27 protein-coding genes are annotated in these 23,905 nt (G+C 50.0%); 11 read left to right on the top strand and 16 right to left on the bottom strand.

The annotated features are described in order from the left end of the window. The first annotated feature begins 109 nt into the window (after window positions 1-109). Complete coding sequence (locus tag RGU75_RS14610) at window positions 110-370, top strand: type II toxin-antitoxin system RelE/ParE family toxin (RefSeq protein WP_322237072.1); 261 nt, start codon at window positions 110-112, stop codon at window positions 368-370. Window positions 371-381: 11 nt separating this feature from the next. Beyond that, window positions 382-621, top strand: coding sequence for a HigA family addiction module antitoxin (locus RGU75_RS14605; RefSeq protein WP_322237069.1), 240 nt, complete (start codon window positions 382-384; stop codon window positions 619-621). Between the two features lie 186 nt (window positions 622-807). Here the strand turns inward: RGU75_RS14605 and RGU75_RS14600 are convergent, their stop codons facing one another. Next, complete coding sequence (locus tag RGU75_RS14600; protein ID WP_322240540.1) at window positions 808-1,065, bottom strand: RHS repeat-associated core domain-containing protein; 258 nt, start codon at window positions 1,063-1,065, stop codon at window positions 808-810. Between RGU75_RS14600 and RGU75_RS14595 the strand changes: the two genes are divergently transcribed. Beyond that, window positions 976-1,251 (top strand): hypothetical protein, encoded by a 276-nt coding sequence (locus RGU75_RS14595; RefSeq protein ID WP_322240773.1) that lies wholly within the window; start codon window positions 976-978, stop codon window positions 1,249-1,251. The genes RGU75_RS14600 and RGU75_RS14595 overlap by 90 nt on opposite strands. Window positions 1,252-1,481: 230 nt before the next feature. Here RGU75_RS14595 and RGU75_RS14590 read toward each other — a convergent pair whose 3' ends face one another. The 12 genes from RGU75_RS14590 to RGU75_RS14535 form a co-directional block, all read right to left on the bottom strand. After that, window positions 1,482-1,775, bottom strand: coding sequence for a hypothetical protein (locus RGU75_RS14590; protein ID WP_322237067.1), 294 nt, complete (start codon window positions 1,773-1,775; stop codon window positions 1,482-1,484). 433 nt (window positions 1,776-2,208) lie between these two features. Continuing rightward, window positions 2,209-2,550 carry a hypothetical protein gene (locus RGU75_RS14585; protein WP_322237065.1) on the bottom strand — a complete coding sequence of 114 codons (342 nt, stop codon included), beginning with the start codon at window positions 2,548-2,550 and terminating at the stop codon, window positions 2,209-2,211. A 439-nt stretch (window positions 2,551-2,989) separates the two neighbouring features. Beyond that, window positions 2,990-3,943, bottom strand: coding sequence for an iron-siderophore ABC transporter substrate-binding protein (locus RGU75_RS14580; RefSeq protein WP_322240537.1), 954 nt, complete (start codon window positions 3,941-3,943; stop codon window positions 2,990-2,992). Next, window positions 3,943-4,755: a siderophore-iron reductase FhuF gene (fhuF, locus tag RGU75_RS14575; RefSeq protein ID WP_322237063.1), complete on the bottom strand. Its 813-nt coding sequence runs from the start codon at window positions 4,753-4,755 to the stop codon at window positions 3,943-3,945. Before fhuF ends, RGU75_RS14580 begins: the two co-directional genes overlap by 1 nt. Next, window positions 4,752-6,791, bottom strand: a complete 2,040-nt coding sequence (locus RGU75_RS14570) for an iron ABC transporter permease (RefSeq protein ID WP_322237061.1) — start codon at window positions 6,789-6,791, stop codon at window positions 4,752-4,754. The genes fhuF and RGU75_RS14570 overlap by 4 nt, the downstream gene beginning before the upstream one ends. 5 nt (window positions 6,792-6,796) lie before the next feature. Further along, complete coding sequence (locus tag RGU75_RS14565) at window positions 6,797-7,747, bottom strand: ABC transporter ATP-binding protein (protein ID WP_322237059.1); 951 nt, start codon at window positions 7,745-7,747, stop codon at window positions 6,797-6,799. Between the two features lie 126 nt (window positions 7,748-7,873). Continuing rightward, window positions 7,874-8,845, bottom strand: coding sequence for a TauD/TfdA family dioxygenase (locus RGU75_RS14560; protein ID WP_322237057.1), 972 nt, complete (start codon window positions 8,843-8,845; stop codon window positions 7,874-7,876). 36 nt (window positions 8,846-8,881) lie between these two features. Beyond that, window positions 8,882-9,472, bottom strand: coding sequence for a 4'-phosphopantetheinyl transferase family protein (locus RGU75_RS14555; RefSeq protein WP_322237055.1), 591 nt, complete (start codon window positions 9,470-9,472; stop codon window positions 8,882-8,884). Between the two features lie 110 nt (window positions 9,473-9,582). After that, window positions 9,583-10,317, bottom strand: a complete 735-nt coding sequence (locus tag RGU75_RS14550) for a thioesterase II family protein (RefSeq protein ID WP_322237053.1) — start codon at window positions 10,315-10,317, stop codon at window positions 9,583-9,585. 9 nt (window positions 10,318-10,326) lie between these two features. After that, window positions 10,327-10,539, bottom strand: coding sequence for an MbtH family protein (locus RGU75_RS14545; protein ID WP_322237051.1), 213 nt, complete (start codon window positions 10,537-10,539; stop codon window positions 10,327-10,329). Between the two features lie 141 nt (window positions 10,540-10,680). Next, the gene (locus tag RGU75_RS14540) at window positions 10,681-11,250 is read right to left on the bottom strand and encodes an RNA polymerase factor sigma-70 (RefSeq protein ID WP_322237049.1); all 570 of its coding nucleotides are present in this window, start codon (window positions 11,248-11,250) and stop codon (window positions 10,681-10,683) included. A gap of 632 nt (window positions 11,251-11,882) precedes the next feature. Next, window positions 11,883-12,626, bottom strand: a complete 744-nt coding sequence (locus tag RGU75_RS14535) for an SDR family oxidoreductase (RefSeq protein ID WP_322237047.1) — start codon at window positions 12,624-12,626, stop codon at window positions 11,883-11,885. Between the two features lie 122 nt (window positions 12,627-12,748). Here RGU75_RS14535 and RGU75_RS14530 point away from each other — a divergent pair, with 122 nt between their 5' ends. Continuing rightward, on the top strand, window positions 12,749-13,666 hold the full coding sequence (locus tag RGU75_RS14530; protein WP_322237045.1) for a LysR family transcriptional regulator: 918 nt from the start codon (window positions 12,749-12,751) through the stop codon (window positions 13,664-13,666). A gap of 223 nt (window positions 13,667-13,889) precedes the next feature. Next, on the top strand, window positions 13,890-14,219 hold the full coding sequence (locus tag RGU75_RS14525; protein ID WP_322237043.1) for a multidrug efflux SMR transporter: 330 nt from the start codon (window positions 13,890-13,892) through the stop codon (window positions 14,217-14,219). 422 nt (window positions 14,220-14,641) lie between these two features. Here RGU75_RS14525 and RGU75_RS14520 read toward each other — a convergent pair whose 3' ends face one another. Together RGU75_RS14520 and RGU75_RS14515 are read right to left on the bottom strand one after the other, a co-directional pair. Next, window positions 14,642-15,661: a DUF2891 domain-containing protein gene (locus tag RGU75_RS14520; RefSeq protein ID WP_322237041.1), complete on the bottom strand. Its 1,020-nt coding sequence runs from the start codon at window positions 15,659-15,661 to the stop codon at window positions 14,642-14,644. Window positions 15,662-15,782: 121 nt separating this feature from the next. Next, window positions 15,783-16,775: a serine/threonine protein kinase gene (locus RGU75_RS14515; RefSeq protein WP_322237039.1), complete on the bottom strand. Its 993-nt coding sequence runs from the start codon at window positions 16,773-16,775 to the stop codon at window positions 15,783-15,785. Between the two features lie 221 nt (window positions 16,776-16,996). Between RGU75_RS14515 and RGU75_RS14510 the strand changes: the two genes are divergently transcribed. Then, complete coding sequence (locus tag RGU75_RS14510) at window positions 16,997-17,431, top strand: diguanylate cyclase (RefSeq protein ID WP_322237038.1); 435 nt, start codon at window positions 16,997-16,999, stop codon at window positions 17,429-17,431. A 193-nt stretch (window positions 17,432-17,624) separates the two neighbouring features. Then, window positions 17,625-18,323: a UPF0149 family protein gene (locus RGU75_RS14505; protein ID WP_322237037.1), complete on the top strand. Its 699-nt coding sequence runs from the start codon at window positions 17,625-17,627 to the stop codon at window positions 18,321-18,323. Between the two features lie 135 nt (window positions 18,324-18,458). Here RGU75_RS14505 and orn read toward each other — a convergent pair whose 3' ends face one another. Continuing rightward, a complete protein-coding gene (gene orn, locus RGU75_RS14500; RefSeq protein WP_322237036.1) occupies window positions 18,459-19,055 on the bottom strand; it encodes an oligoribonuclease in 597 nt (198 codons plus the stop codon). Between the two features lie 78 nt (window positions 19,056-19,133). On the opposite strand from orn, the gene RGU75_RS14495 reads away from it, so the two are divergent. From RGU75_RS14495 to RGU75_RS14480, 4 genes are all read left to right on the top strand, one after another. Beyond that, a complete protein-coding gene (locus RGU75_RS14495; protein WP_322237034.1) occupies window positions 19,134-20,426 on the top strand; it encodes a M48 family metallopeptidase in 1,293 nt (430 codons plus the stop codon). 88 nt (window positions 20,427-20,514) lie between these two features. Next, window positions 20,515-21,381 carry a ribosome small subunit-dependent GTPase A gene (gene rsgA / locus RGU75_RS14490; protein ID WP_322240535.1) on the top strand — a complete coding sequence of 289 codons (867 nt, stop codon included), beginning with the start codon at window positions 20,515-20,517 and terminating at the stop codon, window positions 21,379-21,381. 178 nt (window positions 21,382-21,559) lie between these two features. Beyond that, on the top strand, window positions 21,560-22,477 hold the full coding sequence (argF, locus tag RGU75_RS14485; protein WP_322237033.1) for an ornithine carbamoyltransferase: 918 nt from the start codon (window positions 21,560-21,562) through the stop codon (window positions 22,475-22,477). A 183-nt stretch (window positions 22,478-22,660) separates the two neighbouring features. Further along, window positions 22,661-23,890 (top strand): argininosuccinate synthase, encoded by a 1,230-nt coding sequence (locus RGU75_RS14480; protein ID WP_322237032.1) that lies wholly within the window; start codon window positions 22,661-22,663, stop codon window positions 23,888-23,890. The last annotated feature ends 15 nt before the right edge of the window (window positions 23,891-23,905 follow it).

Genomic DNA, 23,905 nt, shown 5'->3' with positions numbered 1-23,905 from the left:
AAGGTTGATCAAAGTCTGCTAGCAGTCTGATCTGTCTCTGCTAACGCGACAGAATCCTATTTTTCCAGTGTTATTAATTACCTGATTAATGGAAAAATAGTAGTCCATATTGACTGTTAACTGTAGTAACACTGAAGCCCTGTTCACCACGGGCAAGAGTCGCCGGTTTGCCAACATAAAGAGTGTAGCCGAGCGTAAGCTGGCCCTACTCAATTCAGCACCCTCAGTGAATTTTATGAAAGTCCCGCCAGGCAACGACCTGAAAGAGTACAACGGCGCTTGGCATGCGCGGATCAACGACCAGTGGCGTCTAACCTTTAAGTGGGGTGAAAGTGGACCCTACGACGTATTGATGAAAGACCCACACTGAGCCTGAAGCCTATGGGTGTCAGCGTGCGGGCTGTGGCTTTGGCTCTGCATGTTCCTTACTCGCGTCTTAGCGAGATCACCCAAGGAGTACGTGGCGTGTCTGCTGATACAGCCCTGCGCCTCGAACGGTATTTTGGTAGCGAGGCGCAAGGCTGGTTGAACCTCCAAAGCGCCTACGATCTTCGTATTGCCGAGATATCTGCTGGAAAGGCCATCGCCCAAGCGATTAAGCCGCTCGCGCTGGCTAGCTAAGGAAAATCTCTCAAAACAGATTGGAAATTAATGAAACTGTATAGACATTTATTGTCGATAGCCTTATTCGGCACGATGAGTTGCATCGCGAATGTTTCTTGGCATTCTTGCTTACATCGTATTAGACCAATATAACTATCGTCGAGAGCATAGCGACCGTAAGCATTTAATCCAATATTATTGGTTTTAATCCAATATTATTGGTGTTGCGGCATTCTGCCCCGTAGGATCCGTGTAAGTTAAAGGGTTATTCAATCCGTAAGTGCACGTATTAATCCCACCCGCCAACCCAATCGGGTCGCTCTGCAAATACCGTCCCAACTGCGGATCATAATCCCGATAGTAATTATAAAAGTGATCCGTCTCCCGATCATACAACTGGCCGGGGAAGCGCGGGTTGTAGGTGAAGTTGCCGAGTCCGCGTGGATTCTCACTTGGTGGCAAGATGCCGAACGGATCGCCAAGATCCCAGCGCCAGACCATCTGGTTATTGCTGGCGTCGGTGATGACGCGGGGTGTATTGCTGTGGTCGGCATAAATGTAAAAAATATCGGTGACGGTCGTTGGTTCGCCGCCCTTGGTCGGAAGGGGCCGCCAGACCGCGATCAGAAAATTATCAATGGCTCATGATGAATTCACGGTTTAATTGGTGATGGCTTGGCATTGTTTCCATGGGGTGGATTTTGCGCAAAATAAGCTTCGGCCAAAGCATAATCTTCAGGCCGCAAGTTTAAAGTAGTTAAGGCCGCCGCTTTTTTAGACGTCTCTCAAAGACCAAACGTACTGCATCAACTCGTAATGATTTTGACTCAACCATAAGCACAGTTTTTGCTGTAGCTTTGATTACAGAATAGATTGCTCTATGTAGATCGCGCCATATTTTTTTCAAAGCGCACACAAGCTGACGACGCCTCATCCGGGTTATCGTGGCGGTCAGTGATAACAAAACTCGTAGTATCGCCCGGTGTATTTGGCACCATTTTTTTACTGATTAATTTCGCGCTGACCTTATTGCTAAGTAAAATCATGCTAACGAAAGCACTAAGAATCGCCACACTCAACCCGCGAAATACGCCACGCACTGGATCGTATTGCTGCAGCGCCGATGCCTCTTTCTGCGTCTTAACAACTACCGCCGATGTCGATACGCGCACGTGAAATCAACACGGGCGAGACACGACATGGCGCTTCTGTCTGTTTGGTATAAGAAAAATGCTCAAGAATTTGTTAGATTTTTATTCAGCGCAATGGCGGATAAAAAGTGTGTAAGTGCGCAATACTAGATCGGATTAGGCGCAATAAAAAAGGGGTGATTGTGAACAATAAGGAATTTCTTACGTGTCGTCTGATACTAAATTGCACCGAATTAAATAGTAAATTAACCTGGAAAATAGAGTTGGTATAGACGTGCGAATGCGCTAGCCAGAAAACTAAATCGACATGAAAATGGTACGGAGTGAGTGTTGTTTTATGGCCGCTATGCGCCAGATTCATGCGGGCACGTCGTGCCAGTTTGGTGCGTTTAATTATTTAACATCGGGGCAAAAATCTGTCCGCCAGCATTGACGCTAGAGGCTTTTAGGTCGGTTATTCCGTTTGCTGATCAGGTTGACGCTTCAGTCGATCAATCCGACTCTCTGCCACATCCGCCAGCATTTGTGATGACATTGAAGCCATGCGTAACAAGCGGTCGGTGTCGGCGGTATCCAGCACGGGTTTTGTATCGCTGCCTCGGTCCATGGTGCTGAAATGGGCCAGATCGATACAGGTTTGTACGCCAAGGCAGATGTCATTGGTCATGGCAATAAATTGCGCATGTGGATCTGTTCTATGTTCAAGCGGCAGCCATGAAAAGGCTTGGTGGATTGACGCTGGTTCCGGTTGCGTTGTTGGTCCGGGCGAGTTATTGGGGATGTTTGGTTTGGTCATGATGGCATCACCTTGGCAGCGTGCCGGGCAACATCGGATACTTCTTCGACTTTGACGTAACCAGGAATGCGGTGGATGGTGTGTAAACAGGATTGGTAAAACAAGATGTGAGGCATTGTATTTGTCTTGATAGGATTAAAACGCTTAACCGTCACCGCTGCCTAAAGAGGACGCACAAAGACGAGCGCAAATAAAAAAACCGCATTTCGCGGCACGCTCTTTGGATATATCAAGTATCAAGTCGTCAAACCAGTTCCCTTTTTTTTCAGGGACAAAAAGAGTATAGAGCATCAAGGCGATTTTTTGTGCAGACCTGATTACGCATTGATGAGTACTTTTAAGCTTTTTGGTGCAGTGGCTAATATTTGATTCTGTATCCGACGTTTATAAGTTAAATGCAGCGATTTATCCTTAAATTGAAAAAACACCAAAATCGCCCTTACCTATTCAACGCGCCATCACCCCGCCCCGCCGCGAGCATTGCATCCGTCAACTGACGCGACAATTTAGCCGCTGACATCGGGCCGCCGAATCCCCATATATTGCGTGGTACTAACGCTACGTGTCCGGCAATGCGTGCTGGCACATAGCGCCAGATTGGTGAATGGAGCTTTTGTGCTAATCCGACTTCTGGACCGGTTGCGCTGATCATCAAGACGTGCAATTCTTTCTGCTTAAGAAGGTCTTCAGATGATACAAACGTTGTTCCTTCTTTTGTCGGCCAGTTGGGCCAAAGGGAGAGTCCTAATACCTGGGCAATACCACCGGCCATGCTGTTGGTGGCGTAAGCCCAGTACATGTCTTGCAGACCAAGTTCTTGCAATACGGCTAAGCGCTTGCCGGATAATCCGGCAGCAGTGAGACGTGCGCGGTCGGCTGCCAGTGATATTTCCAAGTTCTGCTCTACTTTTTTACCAGCCGCGCTACGACCAGCGAGTTTTGCAAATACGTCAAACACCTTAAGTGCGTGATCGAGCTGATTGACTTTGATGTCGGTTGCGTTGAAGTTGAAAAGTACAGTGGGAGCGATTCGCTCAAAGGCATCAAACAATGCGGCGTGCCTGAACGTGACGCCCACGATGAGATCAGGTTTAAGTCTGGCGATGGCTTCCAGACTGGGTTGCTGGCGTGTGCCGATATCAATAACGTTGCTAAAGCGCGCATTGTCGTAACCGATCCATTCACGGTAGCGATCTGGGTCGACCATGCCAACTGGTGTCAGGTCAAGCGCGGCGAGCGACTCGGCGAACAAAAATTCTAGCACTACTATGCGCTTTGGATGGTCGGGTAATACGGCGCTACGTATACCGATCTCATCCGAGGCCATGGCCTGTGTTGCCGTTAGGATCAAAAAGCAACAAATGGCTAACATCATTTTTTGAAAGAATTGCATCACGCGTCGTCACCTTGGTTCATCAATTGCAACTGGATCGCGAGTAACGGTTCTTTGAGGTTTACTAGTAAAGGACAGCTTGAGCACAACATTTGTTCGCCGGGTAATTGGTTGCGAAGACAGCAAATGCGTCTGATACGCATTGGGTTGGGCAACTGTGCCGATACCGCTCGCACATAACGAATCGCCCTGTATAAGGGGTTGGGTTGACTGGTATCGAAGAAGGCCTGACGCTCGAATAGGTAGGCGATATCGTGCGCTGTGCTTTCATCCACGGCGAGCGTAGAGAGTGCATATTCTAATGAATTGCCAACGTTACTCCACAGCACACGAGCGGGAATTTTTGCGGCTGCTGAAATGGCGGCTATTTGTGGTGCAAGGTGTTCTACACATAGTGAGTGATAGCGCGCAAGAGGATCATCCGTAATGGCGCCAAGCGCGTCGGCAGGCAACCACAGCGTATGGGGCATGCCGTTGCGTAGTACTAACGTACTTGCTTCCAACGCCATGTGGAGCGGACGGCGTAATACGCGGGCGGCGACCACAGCGGCGGGAATGATCAGACTGAAATAATATTTACTCCATTGCGATAATAGTGCGCGGATATCGTCGCCAGCGTAATGCTGTTGCATCGCGGTGATTAATGACGCCACATGCTCCGTCAGCCGGTTAGCTGGTACTAACAGGCTGGTTCCTTTGATGACTGGATGTCGGCCAAGCCAGACACTTCGACACTGCGCTGCGAATTCTGCTGGTACGGATGCGGCCAGGCAGATTGAATTGCCAAAATGGTCTATCGCGACGGCATTCATTGACGACCTCGCGCTGAACGCTTACGACGACTGAACGCTAACATGCCAAGCAGATACGGCGCGCCAATCAGAGCTGTCATGACGCCAGCCGGTATTTCGATCGGTGCCAAGATAGTGCGCCCCAAGATGTCAGCAAGTCCCAACAAAATGGCACCGAAAAGCATGGCAATTGGAAGCCGACGACGATGCGGATGAAAGCCGAGCATGCGCGCCAGATGCGGCGTCATCAAACCTACAAATGCGACTGGCCCTACAACCGCAACGGCGGCGCATGCTAAGAGCGTGGCTAGTCCCAGAGCGACCAGTCGCAAACGTGTCACTGGAACGCCGAGTGCCGCGGCACTTTGCTCGCCGAGTGCCAGCAGATCGAGTGGGCGCGCGAGCCAGTAAATCATCGGTATAGTCAGCACCAGCCATGGCAATAATGATGCCGCATCAGTGGCGCTCCGACCATACGTGCCGCCGACCAGCCAGACCAGAAAGCGAGCTTGCTGAACGCTGTTTTCAACGATCAGCCATTGAGAGAGCGCGGCACACATCGCGCCTAAAGCTATGCCGGTTAGTGCGACTGGCAAAGGTGCCAGACGATGGCGACGGTTAAGAAACAATATGATGAGCAAGATAGTTGTGCCACCTAGTAACGAAGCCCCGAACATGGCGGGACGCGAGACCAACGGCGATACGACTAACGCTAACAACACTGCTAAACCCGCCCCTTGGGTAATGCCTAACACTTCCGGCCCCGCGAGAGGGTTGCGCACGACGCTTTGCAATAAAGTCCCGCTGCCCGCTAGCAATGCACCGGCCAACATGGCTGTCAACACGCGTGAAAGTCGCAAGTCAATTATTAGCCGTGCCACCGCATCGTTGCCTATTGCTGCTTCCCACCAACTTAGCGGACTAAGCCAGGTATCGCCGCACGCGACGGCAAAGGCAGCCAACGCAATGAGCACACTGACACAGAGCAATAGACAGGTCTGAAAAGATAAATTGACACGCAGCGCGGCACGCACTTCGGTTTCTGCGCCTGCCAGCATGCGCTTGCGATGAATCAGCAGTAGTAAAACGGGTGTACCGATAACGGCAATCATGACGCCGGTGGAAACGGTGGCATCCAATTTCAACGCTAGTACGAGGCTATCCGCGGCGAGCAGAATACATCCGCCCCATAAGGCCGATAGTGGCACAAGAGCACGGAGTCTGTGCACACCCGCGGCGCGGATAAGATTAGGTGCGATCAGTCCGACAAAACCCATTGGTCCCGCCACGCTCACCGCTGCGGCAGCAAACATGGTTGCGGTGACCATCGTCACTAACCGCATTGGTCTCAATGGTACGCCGAGCATCCGCGCACCGTCATCGCCGAGCGCACTGACTTCTAACGGACGAATTAACCACGGTAATACTAAGAGTGGCGCAATCAACCATTTCATGACAGTAATGAGCCCCGCCGCACCGGGTTGATATAGCACGCCGTTACTCCACAACGCAACGCTCGCAATATCATCTTCAAATATCGTCAGCAGCATCATGGTGATGGCCGAAAACAGTAGCGAGCAGGCAGTTCCGGCGATAATCAATTGCAACGCAGATACGCGCCAGCCGCCCGCTGTCACCATCGCTAACAGCGCGGCCAATAATCCGCAGCCAAACAATAACGGCACATTGGCGACGCCGCCCAAGGCAGGCAACATGATCGCGGCGAATACGCCAAGTTGCGCACCGCCGGTGACGCCTAATAAATCAGGTGCGGCTAACGGATTGCGGGTAAGGGCCTGAAACAGTGCACCGGACAAACCAAGCGCCGCACCTGAAACCAGTGCTGCCAGGACACGCGGCAATCGCAATTCGTATAGGAGTAGACGCGCAACCTGACCATCTGGCATGGTCGCATCTGATTGCGATAGCGCATTGATATCCGGCCACAGGCGCAGCGCGGCTAACATAATCAGGAAAAGTGTGCCGCCAATGGCAAGCTGGTTTGTCCTTGATCCCTGGAAAAGAAAAGGCGAGAAAAGAGAAGTTTTGGCCGTCATAACATTCATGCCGCGTACGCTGATGTGCTGTCTTTGATGCGGTTTTTGAGGCCGCTTTTAAGTTTGTCCTTGGGAGCGTTAACAGCAACGGTGGCAGTACTGATCGGACGGGTTTCTTCAGTAGAACGATAAGACGGCAAACACACTGGCTCGCCGCTTTCGGGATGGTTGAGGCGCATCATCGGCAAACCGAATGTTTCCGACAGACAGACTGGATCGATCATGGCATCGGGCGTGCCTTGATGCAAAATGCGTCCTCCGCGCATCAGGACGATATGATCGCTAAAGGCAGCCGCTTGATTGAGCTCATGCAATACCCACACAATCGTCAGTCCACGTTCGCGGTTAAGGCGGCGTAACTCTCGCAATACATCAATCTGATGATGAATATCGAGATAAGTCGTCGGTTCATCAAGGAGCAATATTTCACACTCTTGCGCTAACGCCATGGCGACCCAGGCCCGCTGCCGCTCTCCGCCGGACAGCGCAGTCACCTGACGATCTGCATAATCCTGAAGTCCGGTCGCGATCAAGGCATCCATCACGGCAGCACGGTCGGCATTGGACGGACCTGAAAAAATCGATCCAAACGCATAACGACCGTAAGCCACAAGTTCGGCGACCGTTAATCCTTCAGGAATCTGATTAAACTGGGCCAGCATGGTGAGCGTCTGAGCGAGTTCGCGCCGCTTATAGGATGCTAGTGGTCGCCCTTTGACTGAGATCGTGCCTTCTGTAATCGGTTGCAAGCCAGCGAGACTGCGTAGCAGTGTGCTCTTGCCACAGCCGTTCGGCCCGCACAATGCAGTGATTTGTCCGGGGGCGATATCCAGACTCAATCCTTTGAACACTGCGTGATCTTGATACGAAACCGAAATGTCGTGCGCTGACAACGCTGGCGCAGAAGTCAGTGATTTGGCAGGATCATGCAAAGAAGCGATTGTTGAGGAGGTCATGCCGTTCCTATTGTTGAAACTAAACTGAAACTAAATTCATACTAAATAAGCAGCGCCTGAAGCAATGACAAGTAAGGAGTAATGCAAAAGGAATAATGCGATAAACCTTGACCGCTTGAAACGCGCTTAACGATCACCATGGCTTTCCGCCATCGCCACCATGACTTTGCGCGAACCGGTGAATGGCGCACGCGCATGTGCGGACAACATATTGTCCAGCATCAGGACGTCACCTTGTTGCCATGGAAACGCTACTTTGTGCGCCTCTAACACCGTCCGAACGTGATCCAGTTCTGCATCGGTTATTACACTGCCGTCACCGTAATACACATTCCGCGGCAAGTTTTCTTCGCCCACGCTATCTAATAATATTTCGCGCATATCGGGCTCCAGCGTCGAAATATGAAACAAATGCGCCTGATTGAACCACACAGCATCGCCCGTGACCGGATGTTGGCCGACGCCTTTACAGCGTTGACTAGTGCGCAAATCGCCCTCCTCCGACCACTCAAACGCAATCGCGTGCTGATTGCAATAGGCCTCTACTTCCGCCGTATTCTCGGTATTAAAAACCCGTTGCCACGGCAAATCCAGTCCGTTGCCATAATTGCGCACGTACATCAAGCCTTTGTCAATGAAGCGCTGGCGAATCTCTGGTGCGATGTCGCGATACACCGCACGGCTATCGGCAATTGGCGTCTCGCCACCGACCTGTGCGGCAATATCGCAATAGAACCATATCTTCATCGGCCATTCGCTGGTGTAAGCTTGCTCGTTATGTAGCGGAATATGTTGATGTGCCGGATATTCGGTCGAGGTGTAAATGCCGCCACTGACCTTGCTGCGTGGCGTCGAGCCAAATTCATAGTTCAGTAGCGGATACCCAAACGATGCCGCAAATTGTTGGAAGGCTTCGGCCCCGCCAACAGCGAATCCGGTAAATAAAATCGCTCCGACTTCTGGCAGCCGTGATGTCACGAGTGCATGCAATTGCGGTAAAAGACTCATCACGCTGGCACCCGACTCAAGTGGACTGACTTTCAGCGGAAAGCCAAACTCGACACAGAGGCCGGTCGTATCAATTGATTGTATTTGCATGTTGAAACTCTCCAGATAAACGGCTGCACCAAGACCTCATGGCGCGAAATATAAAGCGACTGCTGCACAATAGCCGTCAGTAGTTACTATTGGCTGCACTGAGATCAATGCGGGATCAAATGGCGGAGCCGCATCCGGCGTGCATACGCGTCCGTCATCTTGTAATGCAATGGTCCGCATATGATCCCCGCCAATCCCTACGCCGACCGCCTTGAGTGCCGCTTCCTTACCGACCCATAAACGGTAGAAGGCATCCTGTGCTGCTGCGGCACTCAATGCCGCAAGCCTGGCGCATTCTGATGGCGTACAAATAAGCGGCGCTAAACCCGCAACATTTATCGGCGATAATTTTTCAATATCAACACCGACTTGCCCCGACTGAGATACAGCGATTAAGCCACACGCGCCTGAATGCGATACGTTGAACGCAAGCGATGCACCTAGTGGCGTAACTAATTCCGGTTTTCCGAAATGATCGCGTTGGATCAATGCCATCGGATCTACGTGGTACACAGTTCCTAATATTTTTCTCAATGCAGCGCGCACACCGGCAAAACGAACCCGATCTTCGCGCTGGCGGAAACGCAACATTTCCTGCTGCTCTTGCGGTAATAGTGCTTGTAACATAGCGATGTCCGGCTCTTGCGTCAGATTCAGATGTACTTGCCAGTAGCGAACCTTTTCCGAAAAAATGTGTGTGGCTGACGACAATTCGAAGCAGCTCGTTGCGTTGATCGTCAAGCTGCCTCAACTACTGATTGTGCGGAGAGCGCTTCCAATCGCCCTAACAAAACACGCTCGTGGTCACGAATAAAGAAATGATCGCCATCGAACATCTGAGTCTTAAATTCTGCCGTTGTTTCACACTGCCATGCATGCAGCGCTGCAGTCGATACGACTGGGTCACGCGTTCCGCCGAATGCGTAAATCGGGCAACGCAGTGGCGTGCGTTCACGTCGAACAAAACTGGCACCCAAACGAAAATCTCCAGCCATTACGGGCAATACCATTTCCATCAATTCGGCGTTTTGCAGAAGTTCTGTCGGCATGCCATTTAGGCGGCGCAACTCTTCCATCAATTGTGCATCTGTTGGCCACGTGCTAAAGAAATCATCTCTGGCAATATCGCGCCAAATCGGCCCCGGCGCTCCTGAAACGAATAGTGCCGCAGGCATCGATACGCCAAGCTCTGCTAACGCATAAGCTAACTCAAAAGCAAGCAAACTGCCCAGACTGTGACCAAACAATGCATATCGCGGCGTGCTATGCGCTGCGGCTGATAGTTCATCAGCTAATTGCGCGACCAACACGTCAAAGTCCTTAACCAACGGTTGGTTCAATCGGTTGCCACGCCCTGGCAATTCGACCGGATGCACCGTCATCCAATGCGGTAATAATCGACGCCAGGGCGCGTAGACATTCGCGCTAGCGCCAGCATGCGGCAAACAGAACAGCGTCATTGATGACTTCATCTGTCGTTACTAGATCGATTGCGCAGCCAAATGTCGGCGCAGGCTTAACGGGCGCAGATCAACCCAGACTTCTTCAATGTGCGCGAGACACGCCTGCTTGTTACCGCTGAAGCCGGTTTCGCGCCAACCCAATGGCATATCCTTGTAGTCGGGCCAAATCGAGTATTGCTCTTCGTGATTCGCTACGACTCTAAAAACTGTATCTATGCTATCAAAACTCATGTCGTTACTCCTTGAACCATGGTGGGAAATGGCCACCCATTTTCTTATAGACGGATGAGCACGGGTTTTATTTACCCTTAGTTTACATGTGGGATCAGCCGTGTAATCGTTGGCCTGAACAGGTTTTGTTCAGTCTTTGATTTAGCCTCTGCATGCAACCGATGGCTCACGCAATAATGCATGCGCACCCTGCACGCAATTTAGACAATGGGTGGTGGCATCACGGACCATAAAGTGGACCAAGGTTTGTGATACTTTGAGTTCACGCGCTGTTTCTTGTAATGTGCAATCGCCAATGCGCACCATCTCAAAAGCAGTCCGCGTGCGCTTGGGCAATGTCGACAACGCATCCGACACGTGTTGCAACATGTCGCGGAGAATCACGCTCGCCTCAGGCCCCGCATGCGGAGACGGCACGTCATAGCCTTCTTCTTCATTGGTGGTGTGACGACGCTCAAAGGTCCTGCGACGGTAATGATCAATCGCCAGATTACGCACCATTCGCATGAGATAAGCTAATGGTTGACGCACTGATGCGAGCGCAACGCCTTCGCTGACTTTAATAAAAACGTCCTGTACAACATCCTCGGCACGACAGCGACAACCGGTAATTCCTGTTGCAATATTCACCAGCAGATTACGATTTGCAATCAACACTGTACCTACTTCTGCACTTCCGTTATTCGCTTCCGGCTGCCTTGACGTACCCATGTTGTCGCTCCGTTCTGCAAGTGGTGGAACGAAGACTATAAAGCAAATACGAATCATTCTCAATACAATAATTGGCGTGCAGCAATAAATAAATACGTCATTTACGCTATATTTGAATCACTATTATTTAGATCACAATGTTTTATTTTCACTCAAAATGAGGATCGAATTGTCGATGAATTAACGCACTTTTAACGTTGCTTTGAAAGCAATAAAGTGTGAAAAAATCATCCTTTTGACAGCATTGAAATTGTAAAATAAATAACTATTTCGAATTGTCAAACGTGATCAATAATGGCTATTATTTCTTAATAGAGAGATGACCTGACAAGGTCACCGTAAGGGCTTGCGGAGACAAACGGCTGAAGGTACGGCTGAAGGTTTTTATACTTTTCTAACGACATTTATGGGATCAATTAATCAATATTATTTACAGCAATCGATAATTTTATAATAACGACTTTAAAAAGAAAAAACGGCACACTCAGCGCCGCTTTTATCTTTACTATTTACTATTTTATAGCTAAGCATTTTCACTTAGCTCAATCATGCTCGTGCAATATTTAGTACAACATTTATAACAATATTAATGAAAAAATTTATGGCATTATTTAGGTTAAACACTTACTAACTTAGAAATCCTGAACCGTCGGCCGCAAGACAATTTCATTAATATCCACGCCAGCGGGTTGCTCAATTGCGTAAGCGATTGCACGCGCGACCGAATCCGCTGGAATCGCCATCTGATAAAAATCATTCACTGACGCAGCACTTGCTTCGTGGGAACTGCCCAGCTTGAGTTCGGAATCCACCGCACCTGGCGAAATGGTCGTGGTGCGGATCGCGCCACCCACTTCATGACGTAATCCTTCAGTAATCGCATGCACGGCAAACTTGGTGCCACTATAAACAGTGCCGCCCGGACTGAATACTTTAATACCGGCCACCGAAGCAATGTTAATAAAATGTCCACTGCCTTGTTTTTGAAAAATTGGCAATACCGCTGCAATGCCGTAGAGCACGCCTTTGATGTTAATGTCGATCATCCGATCCCACTCATCCACCTTGGTCTCGCTCATCGGCGCAATCGCCATCAACCCCGCGTTATTTACCAATACATCGACACGTCCAAAAGTGCGGACGGCGGCGTCGATCAACGCCTGCACTTCAACAGCCTGCGTCACATCTGTGGCAGCAATCTCTACTTTTCCACCTGCTGCGCGAATGTCAGCGGCAATCTGAATCAATTTATCCAGGCGCCGTGCGCCGAGCATCACTGAAGCTCCAAGAGCGGCCAGATGGCGCGCAGTGGCTTCACCCAAACCGCTGCTGGCACCGGTAATCACAACTACTTTACCTTCGATATTTTTGTTCATTTTTGTTACTCCAGTTTATGCAAAACATTTTTTGCGTTGGAGCAAGTATCGTAGGATACTATCTGCCAGTAAATGATCAATATTTCACTTTATAATTCCATTTTTTGGAATAGTTAGGGAAAATGTTAAATCGCTTAGAAATGTTGCGTATCTTTTGTGTTGCAGCGGAAGCAATCAGTTTTAAAGAAGCCGCGATCAAACTTGGTATATCGCCGCAAGCGGTCACCAGAGCGGTGCGAGAGCTTGAACGATTACAAGGTGAGCTTCTGTTTCATCGTAATACACGCAATGTCCAAATTACAGCCTACGGCGAAATGCTCGCAACCCGCGCCAGTCAAAGCGTAGCGCAATTGGATGGTCTGTTTGTAAGCGCCGATGAAACTAGCGAGTTGGAATTGGAAGGTCTGATAACGCTGACCGCACCCAGCGTCCTCGGGCGTCAGTTATTGTTGCCTGCGCTCACGTTGATTGCAAAACAACATCCTCAACTCCGTTTCGACCTTCGTCTAAGTGACCGCCATGCTGACGTGGTAAGTGAAAAAATCGATATCGGCGTACGGATGGGGTATTTACGCGATAGCCGTTTCGTCGCGCGACAGGTCGCCAAAGTGCGCTTTCATGTGGTTGCTACGCCGGGCCTCTTTGCCGAACATGGCGATCCCAAACATATAGAAGATTTAAACGCACTCCCAACCACCGCCATGTTTGATCGCGATACCGGTCGACCATGGCCATGGTTATTCGCGGGAGGACAGCAATCTAACCCTCCCAACGCACGTTTTATTTGCGATGACGCAGAAGCTGAATTGGCGGCGGTGCTATCGGGCCTGGCGTATGGTCAGATACCGGGATTCTTAGTGGAAAAATTAATCGCCGCCGGAGAGCTTATTCCTGTGATGGAAAAACTGGCTCCCGAGCCTTGGGGCTTGTTTGTGTATCGACCACAGCGAGGTCCGGTACCCGCCAGAATCCGACTTGTATTTGATGCGTTGATTCTCGCTCTGTCCGACGAAGAACCCCATGGCACAGACAGCGAGTAAGCGCTCCCAATATTATCGGCATGCCGCATTCATGCAAAAACCTGTCGCGCAAACATCCGAGGTGTTTGTCTGTTCTTATATGATCAGATGTTCACGCAGAACGCACGCACAAAGAAATACGCAAACCGATAGCGACTTAACGTGAACTGAGAAAATCCAAAATCGATGATGTTAGTCGACCAATTTTCACCCGCTGCGCCAGTACTGGCTTCTAAGGAAAATAATGCATTGGCTCTATTTAGGTATCGCTATCGTCGCAGAAGTCATTGCCACCAGCGCACTAAAAGCCAGCAGCGAGTTCACCCGCTTGCTGCCGTCAATCGTAGTCGTCACAGGTTATCTGATCGCGTTTTATTTTCTGTCGCTAACATTGCGCACATTGCCGGTCGCCATCGTGTATGCGATGTGGTCCGGCATTGGTATTGCGCTAATCGCCATGATCGGGTGGCTAGTATTCAAACAAACGTTGGACACCGCAGCGTTGATCGGGATCGGTTTGATTGTGGCGGGCGTCGTCGTACTGAATGTCTTTTCTAAATCGGTTGCGCATTAACCGTTCGCTTAAGTTTATTGACATATAAAGCTTGTAGACGGGGTTATTGCAAACTGAATCACAGCCACTATAAATGCTGTGGAAGTTGCAGTTACAGTTGCTTTTGAATTTGACGTACCCCGTCAAGGACGCTGCCAAGTATTTCAGCTGTCAGTCGGGAATTGTTGGAAGACATGTTTGAGCGAAGCGAGTTGGTCTTTCAACCCGACTGACGGCTGAAATACTTGGGAACCCGCAGGGCAGCGTCAGTTGCGGTCGCCTTTTCTTTGGTTACTTTTTCTTGGCGGGGGCGCCGAGCCGAGGCAAAAGAAAGTAACTACCTGTCGGGCTACCCCGACCAGCATCCACGGAGCACCAACCGCTCAAGTTATCCAAGCATCGAACCGCAAGCCCTTCCCGACTCAAAATACCTGCACAATAAATCAAGCCTCCAAAGCCAACAAAGCAAACGTTCCCAACCAATGTTCCCCCATATAATCACCAGAAATATGTGCAATGGCACTGTCAAAATGGTGATCGGCTGCATCCAATAATACGACTGAACGTGCATCATCCAACGGCAATGCACCTGCCAGTGAACGCTGACACCAGGCACGACTAAAATTAAGTCCGTCCAGATGCGCAATCTTGCCATCGCTTCGGTCAGTAACTGTTGCTGGTTCAAACAAGGTAGCCGGTTGACGTTGCGCCAGATGAGGCAAAAATGCACGGAACCACGTATCAAATTCGGCGGCTGGCAAAACCTGCCGCATCAGTTCAGCCTCCATCAGCGCAGGCGACAAAAATTCATCCCCGCTTGGTTCCCAGGCCTGACAGTCCACGTCCTGGGCATGCCACCGTCGTGCCGTTTCGGCGATCAGTGTTTCCAACTGTGTGTTATTAACCGCACGGGCGTATTCCAGCGCCAACGTCATCGCAAAGGCCGTATTGAAATGCGTACCGACGCGCACCGGATAAGTTGCTTTAGGCAAAAAATTAACGAAAAGGGCAACAAAAGCATCGGACAGCGGCATTAAGGTTTTGGCCCAACGCTGGCCTTCTGGGGTGTCAAGTTTGTTCAGCGCAGACTGCAACGCCAGTAACCACCCCCATCCATATGGACGCTCAAAGCCGGCGCGTGATGGCGATGCAAGATAGGCCAACTCACCTTTTACGTTTTCTTCAGTCAGTTGTTGGTCAAACACGGCCCGTATTGCCGAAGCCTCCGCCAATGTCGGATAACGCGTCAACAACCGCGTAAGTAACCAATAACCGTGAACGCAAGAATGCCAGTCGTAGCTGCCGTAAAAAATGGGATAGAGGGCGCGAGGACTCTTTACATCGGCGGCGCTATCTAGCGTATGCGTCAGTTTGTTGGGGTATTCCTGCGTCAGATGACCAAGGACCATGTTGGCAAACTGAGATGCCAATGCGGGTGTGAGTGTTTTGCTGTTTGATGTCATTATGTATCTTCGATTACTTTGTCTATATACGCTTTAGAAGTAGCAAAACTGCCGTCAATTAAATCGAGGCGTTTTGCTGACGAGCTTTGCGTCAATTCCAGCCATCTAGTTGCCAGAAACCTTACGCTGGCCACAACGGTTGCTCATCCATCAATGCGATCTGCTCGCGCAACTCCAGCACGCGATCCTGCCAGTAGCGCTGCGTATTAAACCAGGGGAATGCAACGGCAAAGGCAGGATCATCCCAACGCCGGGCAATCCATGCCGAATAGTGAATCAGACGCAAGGTTCGCAACGCTTCAATCAGATGCAATTCACGCGGATCGAAATCGCAAAAATCCTCATATCCTGCAAGCAGGTCGGACAACTGTCGCACCATGTCCTGACGTTCACCCGACAATAACATCCATAAATCTTGTACAGCGGGTCCCATGCGGCTATCGTCAAAATCGACAAAGTGCGGCCCGGCATCGGTCCAGAGTACGTTACTGCCATGACAGTCGCCATGCAAGCGCAGCGCGCCAACGTCACCGGCACGATCAAAGCAGCGCCGCACACCGTCGAGCGCCTGCGCTACAGTAGTGCGATAAGCCGCAAGCAGATCTTCGGGCACAAACCCGCTTCCCAACAAATAATTACTTGGCTCGATTCCGAAGGTAGTGATATCTAGCGTAGGCCGATGTTGAAATGTTTTTAATTGTCCAACCGAATGGATACGGCCCAAAAATCGTCCGAGCCATTCTAACGTCGCACTATCTTCCAATTCAGGCGAACGTCCGCCATGGCGTGGAAACACTGCGAATCTGAAGCCGTGAAATTGATGCAAAGTATTGCCGTCTTTACTCGCCGAAGCTGGCACTACGGGAATTTCGCGCTCTACAAGTTCTTCCACAAATGCATGCTCTTCCAAAATCGCGGCATCGCTCCAACGCTGTGGTCGATAAAATTTCGCCACCAGCGGAGGACCATCTTCCATCCCAATCTGATAAACCCGATTTTCGTAGCTATTGAGCGCAAGCAAACGACCATCGCCGTGTAAGCCAATGCTGTCGAGCGCATCGAGCACGGTGTCCGGGGTCAAGGTAGAAAATGATGCGGGTGTGAGTAGGTTCATAATCTCCATTGTAAGCTGCAATGTCGCCCTATCATCTTTCGTGACATCCAAATATTTCAGTCACGGTCACTATTTTTTTCCAACCGAAGGAATACCGCTTATTGACCGTCATTTTTGCCACAATGGGATAAAGCACAACGTCATCATTCAACAGGCGTAAAATTTGGGTTACGGAGAACAAGTGGCCGTTGTTGTCGACATCAATTCAACCGGAATTTTTCATGCCAGCCATCGGCCTCAATCATTACAATTTACGCGCACCGCACGACCTGATGTTGATACTCAGGGATTTCTATTGCGATGTTGTGGGTCTCGAAGAAGGTGCGCGCCCTGCTTTTAATAGTGTCGGATTTTGGCTTTATGCAGGCGGTCGCCCGATTTTGCATTTGAGTCAGGCAATGAATGAGATTGCCAGCGAAGCAGTGCAGGAAGTACCAAGCGACGCATTATTAGGCGATGCAAAAAATACAAGATCCAACACTTTTGACCACGTTGCCTTTACCTGTATCAATCAGGCAGAGATGCGAGCACGATTGGCGCTGCATCAAGTCGTGTACAAAGTTGCTTTGGTGCAGATAACGCGGCAAACCCAGCTTTTCTTCAAAGATCCTGCTGGTAACGGCATTGAGCTTAATTTCGAAGAAGAGATCGGCTAATGCACGCACTAGGACGGGACTTCCCAAGCTGATCTTCACGTTCATTTGACTGAGCGTCGGCAATAAAATGGCCGGAGCTAGTCAACACTCCCGTGATTTGATTGTTTTTTGACGCTTTTTGCAGGTTTGGCGCATTTCAATCGTAAAATCCGCCATCGCGCACTTTACACTTACATTTTATATAGGCATCACGATGGAACTTGACGAACCGTTATCAGATAAAGAATTTGATGAATTAGACGACTTTTTGCTTTCTGACCGCTGCGGCGAAGAAAGCATGACGATGGATACGCTGCACGGTTATCTGACCGCGCTGGTGATCGGGCCAGAGCAAGTTTTACTTGGTGAGTGGTTACCGCACGTCTGGGGACCATCACTGAAGGATGCGCCTAAGTTTAAGTCTGACAAGGAATTCGAGCGCACTGTCGGCCTGATAGCGCGCTACATGAATGAAATCGCGGTGACGTTGGAAGTGGCACCAAAAGAATACGAGCCATTATTTTGCGAGTTTGAGCATGAAGGAAAGCCGCTGCTGGATGGTGAAGCGTGGACGTGGGGTTTCTGGGAAGGTATTAATCTACGCGCCAAAGCGTGGGAGCCAATCTGGACCTCGAATTTAGCGACCGTGGTGCGGCCGATTTATTTGCTTGGGGCCGAAGAGCTGGAAGAAGAGGAAATGCTTTTGCGCGAGGATCCGGTCAAGCGCCATAAGCTGACCGTGGAAGTCGAATCAGCCATTCCGGAAATTTACCGTTATTGGTTGCCAAACCGCAAATCCGCAGTCAAAACGATTCAACGCGAAACACCAAAAGTCGGACGTAATGATCTGTGCGGGTGCGGTAGCGGCAAGAAATTTAAAAAATGCTGTGGCGCTGGGTTAGCTGAAGAATAATTAACTTTGCAGCGCTGTCTGCAATGGTGGGCAATCCGATATAGCGGAATGCATTGCACAATATAAAAAACCTCACCGATTCATATGAGCGGTGAGGTTTTTTTGCTTGAACGCCTATCTTGACGCGTGTCCGGCTTACTCTTTAATAAAGTGTTCGCGGTAGTATTTCAGCTCTTCAATTGACTCTAGAATATCTGCCAACGCCGTGTGCTTTTGATGTTTTTTGAATCCACTCGCCAACTCTGGCTTCCAGCGGCGGCATAATTCTTTTAATGTTGAGACATCCAGATTGCGATAGTGGAAGAACGCTTCCAGCTTAGGCATGCCACGCGCCATGAAACGACGATCCTGGCAAATAGTGTTGCCGCACATCGGCGATTTGCCGTTCGGTACGTATTTGCGCAGGAAGGCGATCAGCTCAGTTTCGGCTTCGGCTTCAGTCACCGTGGAGGTCTTGACGCGTTCGATCAAACCAGAGCGACCGTGCGTGCCTTTGTTCCAGGCGTCCATACCATCCAAGAATGTATCAGACTGATGAATCGCAAAAACCGGACCTTCTGCCAGAATATTCAGTTGCGGGTCGGTGACGACTACCGCCACTTCAATAATGCGCTCTGCATCCGGGTCAAGTCCGGTCATTTCCATATCAACCCAGATCAGATTGAATTCATTCGGACGTAATGGCGCCACAACAGGTGCGGATGGTGTCGATGAGTCGATAGCTTGTGACATAATTGTTCTCTTTACTATTTATTGGGAAACGCGATTAGTTTTCGCCGTCAGTCGCGTATTTTCTCACATAGGGACAACATGTCTTCATTTGCATTTTCAGTATTATTTATAGTTTTTTTGGCAATAAGCCTATCAGTACGCTTTTGGCTCGGTTCGCGACAGATTCGTCACGTCATCCAGCATCGTAGCGCAGTGCCACCCGAATTCGCCGAAAAAATTCATCTTTCGGCGCATCAAAAGGCCGCAGATTACACCGTTGCCAAGACCAAATTTGGACTTTTTGGCTTACTCATCAATGCCGTTGTGTTGATCGGCTTCACGCTATTGGGTGGCTTGCAATGGCTATCCGGCACATTATATGGCTGGACCGGTTCTGGCATGTTGTATCAAATGAGCCTGGTGGTCGCCTTTGTATTGATCTCTGGCGTAATCGATTTGCCAATTGCCTATTACAAACAATTTGTTCTTGAAGCGCGTTATGGTTTCAACAAAATGACGCATAAGCTGTTTTTCGCCGATTTGTTAAAAAGCACCTTGTTGGGGGCTGCAATTGGCTTGCCGTTGATTTGGGTGATTTTGTTACTCATGGAAAAATCCGGTGATATTTGGTGGTTTTATGCTTGGCTGGTGTGGAGCGGTTTCCAATTATTGATGCTCATTCTGTTTCCAACGGTGATCGCACCGCTGTTCAATAAGTTCACGCCATTGACCGATGACAGCTTGCGAGCACGGATCGAAGGGTTGATGCAGCGTGTCGGCTTTGCGTCAAAGGGATTGTTCGTCATGGACGGTTCCAAGCGCAGCGCGCACGGCAATGCTTATTTCTCCGGCTTTGGCGCTAGCAAACGTATTGTCTTTTTTGATACATTACTGGCGCGCCTTGCACCGCATGAAATCGAAGCGGTATTGGCGCATGAATTGGGACATTTCAAACTCAAACATATTGTTAAGCGGATCGTGGTCATATTTGCAGTCTCACTTGTTTTCTTGGCATTACTCGGTTATCTCAAAGAACAATTATGGTTTTTTACCGGACTTGGCGTTATTCCGTTGCTGTTATCTGACCTTTCGAATAACAATGCGATGGCATTAATTTTGTTCATGCTGGCACTGCCAATTTTTACGTTCATGTTGTCACCGCTGTCATCAATCACTTCGCGAAAGCATGAATTTGAAGCAGATGCGTTTGCAGCCAAATATACTAATGCTGACGATCTGGTCGCCGCGCTGGTTAAATTGTACGAGGACAACGCCTCGACGCTCACGCCTGATCCGTTACATTCCGCGTTTTACGATTCGCATCCTCCAGCCTCGGTACGTATCAATAAGCTACTCGCCACAAAATTAGAACCGGTTACATTCCATGGTTGATCATTACAAACCGAAGCCGGGTAAAGCGGTAAAAACGGGCATCGCCAATGCTGTCGGCGTCGTCATCGCGGCCCACGGACGTCACTATATGGTTCAGGCGCTAGTGGATGGCGAGTCCTTAAAACTGCATTGCGTGACACGCGGCAAGAAGAGCGATGTTGCCGTGGGCGATAAGGTCAATCTCAACATGACCTCAAAAAACCAGGCGGTGATCGAGTCCCTCGGAGAACGGCGCAGCCTCTTATACCGTTCGGATCAATACAAATCGAAGTTGCTCGCCGCCAATGTTTCGCAACTATTTATCGTCGTGGCGACGGAACCGGGCTTTACCGACGATCTGATTTCGCGCGCCTTGGTGGCGGCTGAAGCGGCGGGTGTCGCCGCGCACATCATATTGAACAAAACCGACATCGTCGCCTCACTGCCGAGAACACGCGAACGGCTACAACCGTATGCCAAGCTTGGCTATCCGATCCACGAAGTATCGGCAATAGGAGCGCCAGAGCAAACCTGCGCCACCTTAATGCCTCTTCTGGAAAACCAGTCGACCATCCTGATCGGGCAATCAGGTATGGGCAAATCATCGATCATCAATCTGATCGTGCCAGACGCTGACATTGCCACCCGGGAAATCTCGGCGGCATTGGATACCGGAAAACACACGACGACTTTCACCCGATTGTATGAAGTGCATCCAACGGCTGACGATGAAACCTACATCATTGACTCGCCCGGATTTCAGGAGTTTGGCCTGTATCAACTCAGCGAAGGCATGCTGGAACGCGCTTTTCGAGAGTTCGCACCATTTTTGGGGAAATGTAAATTTTACAACTGCCATCACTTGATAGAACCGAATTGCGCTGTTCTTGAAGCGGTGCAAGAAGGAAAAATTGCCCCAATGCGGCATCAGCTCTATAAGCAACTGTTGCATGAATCATCACAAACACTGTATTGAAGCCAGATGATGCGGCCATCCCAACATGCTTCCGATACGCCGTGGCTTGTGCATGGCTTGTAGCGGAGATAAGGTTGATTAGGCTCCTTCCTTAGGTATCTTTTTGAGCAATATCCCTTATAATTGAACGGGTTAGAAACTTCGGCGGCAGATCTACCACTGGCCGCCATTTTCATTTATGGCAATCAAACACTACCTGCAGTTTTCCGACTTTACGCTCGATGAGTACGAGTACATCATTGAACGTACCCGCATCATCAAGCGTAAGTTTAAGAACTATGAGCCGCACCACCCGCTACTTGATCGCACGCTGGTAATGGTTTTCGAGAAAAACTCGACCCGCACCCGCTTGTCGTTTGAGGCCGGAATGCATCAACTCGGCGGTGCCGCCATTTATCTCAACACGCGCGACAGCCAACTCGGACGTGGTGAACCGGTCGAGGACGCCGGACAAGTGATGTCACGCATGTGCGACGTCATCATGATCCGTACCTTCGGCCAGGACATCATTGAGCGTTTTGCTGCCAATTCACGCGTGCCGGTGATCAATGGCCTGACGAATGAATATCATCCATGTCAGGTATTGGCGGACCTTTTCACTTACGTTGAACAACGTGGTTCTATCACTGGCAAGACGATAGCGTGGATCGGCGATGCCAACAATATGTTGTATTCATGGCTACAAGCGGCGCAGGTGTTTGGCTTTCACGTCAATATCTCAACGCCAAAAGGCTACGATCTCGATCCGATGCTGGTCACCGCTGATAGCACGCAATACACTTTGTTCGATAATCCCTCGGATGCTTGCGTGGGCGCACACTTGGTCACGACCGATGTCTGGACGAGTATGGGTTATGAGGCTGAAAATAATGCACGCCTGAAAGCCTTCGATGGCTGGATCGTGGATCAGGCCAAAATGGCACGTGCACAGCCGGACGCACTTTTCATGCATTGTCTTCCCGCGCATCGGGGTGAAGAAGTATCAGCCGAAGTCATCGACGGACCACAATCGGTCGTTTGGGACGAGGCTGAAAATCGCTTGCACGTGCAGAAAGCACTGTTGGAATATCTGGTGGTAGGAAAACTCGATACCTGAAATGTATATTTTTAAATGCGATTTCTGTCTTACATTCCTACGCAAGCGAGAATGCAACCAGATCGCCTAAGCAGACTTTCAAGCGGTGTAACGCCACGTTGACGCCGACCGAAAAGCCACTTAGTTAACACGTTAGCTAGCAACTTAATTACTGAATAGCACTGAAACATTAGAAAGAAGATCATGAGCGACGTAAAAAAAGTAGTTCTCGCCTATTCCGGCGGCCTCGACACTTCAGTCATTTTGAAGTGGCTACAAGACAACTATCAATGTGAAATCGTCACCTTCACCGCCGATTTAGGTCAGGGCGAAGAGCTGGAACCAGCGCGCCAAAAAGCATTGAAATTTGGTATCAAGCCGGAAAATATTTACATCGATGATGTCCGTGAAGAATTCGTGCGTGACTTCGTATTCCCGATGTTTCGTGCCAACACCGTGTATGAAGGTGAATACTTGCTCGGCACGTCGATTGCGCGTCCGTTGATCGCAAAACGCCTCATTGAGATCGCCCGCGAAACCGGCGCAGACACAATCTCGCACGGCGCGACCGGCAAAGGTAACGATCAAGTTCGTTTTGAGCTTGGCGCTTATGCGTTGATGCCAAACGTCAAAGTCATTGCACCTTGGCGCGAATGGGATTTGCTGTCGCGTGAAAAATTGCTGCAATACGCAGCAGACGCCGGTATCGAAATCGACATGAAACACAAAAATGGCGGCGCACCCTATTCAATGGATGCCAACTTGCTGCACATCAGCTTTGAAGGCCGTCATTTGGAAAATCCAAGTGCCGAGGCCGAAGAAAGTATGTGGCGCTGGACTGTCAGCCCAGAAGCAGCACCGGATCAAGCCGAATACCTCGACATCGAATACGAAAAAGGCGACATCGTTGCACTCAACGGCACGCGCATGTCACCAGCAACCGTTCTGACCGAACTGAACCGTTTAGGCGGCAAGCACGGTATCGGCCGTCTGGATCTGGTCGAAAACCGTTTCGTCGGCATGAAGTCACGCGGCTGTTACGAAACCCCGGGCGGCACGATCATGCTGCGCGCACATCGCGCCATTGAATCCATCACACTGGATCGCGAAGTCGCGCATCTGAAAGATGATCTGATGCCACGTTACGCATCGATGATTTATAACGGCTTCTGGTGGGCGCCGGAACGGGTTGCATTGCAGACGCTGATTGACCAAACTCAATTACGCGTCAACGGCTGGGTTCGTCTCAAGCTCTATAAAGGCAATGTCATCGTCGTATCACGCGACTCCAAAACCGACTCATTATTCGACATGAAGATTTCTACATTCGATGAAGATGGCGGCGCTTATAACCAAGCCGATGCAGGCGGTTTCATCAAACTGAATGCGTTGCGTTTGCGGATTGCTGCTAACGCGCGTAACCAGCGCGGATAATATTGGTCGCAAAAG

Source organism: Glaciimonas sp. CA11.2, assembly GCF_034314045.1.
GTDB lineage: Bacteria > Pseudomonadota > Gammaproteobacteria > Burkholderiales > Burkholderiaceae_D > Glaciimonas.
This window is presented reverse-complemented; position numbering and strand designations above follow the sequence as displayed.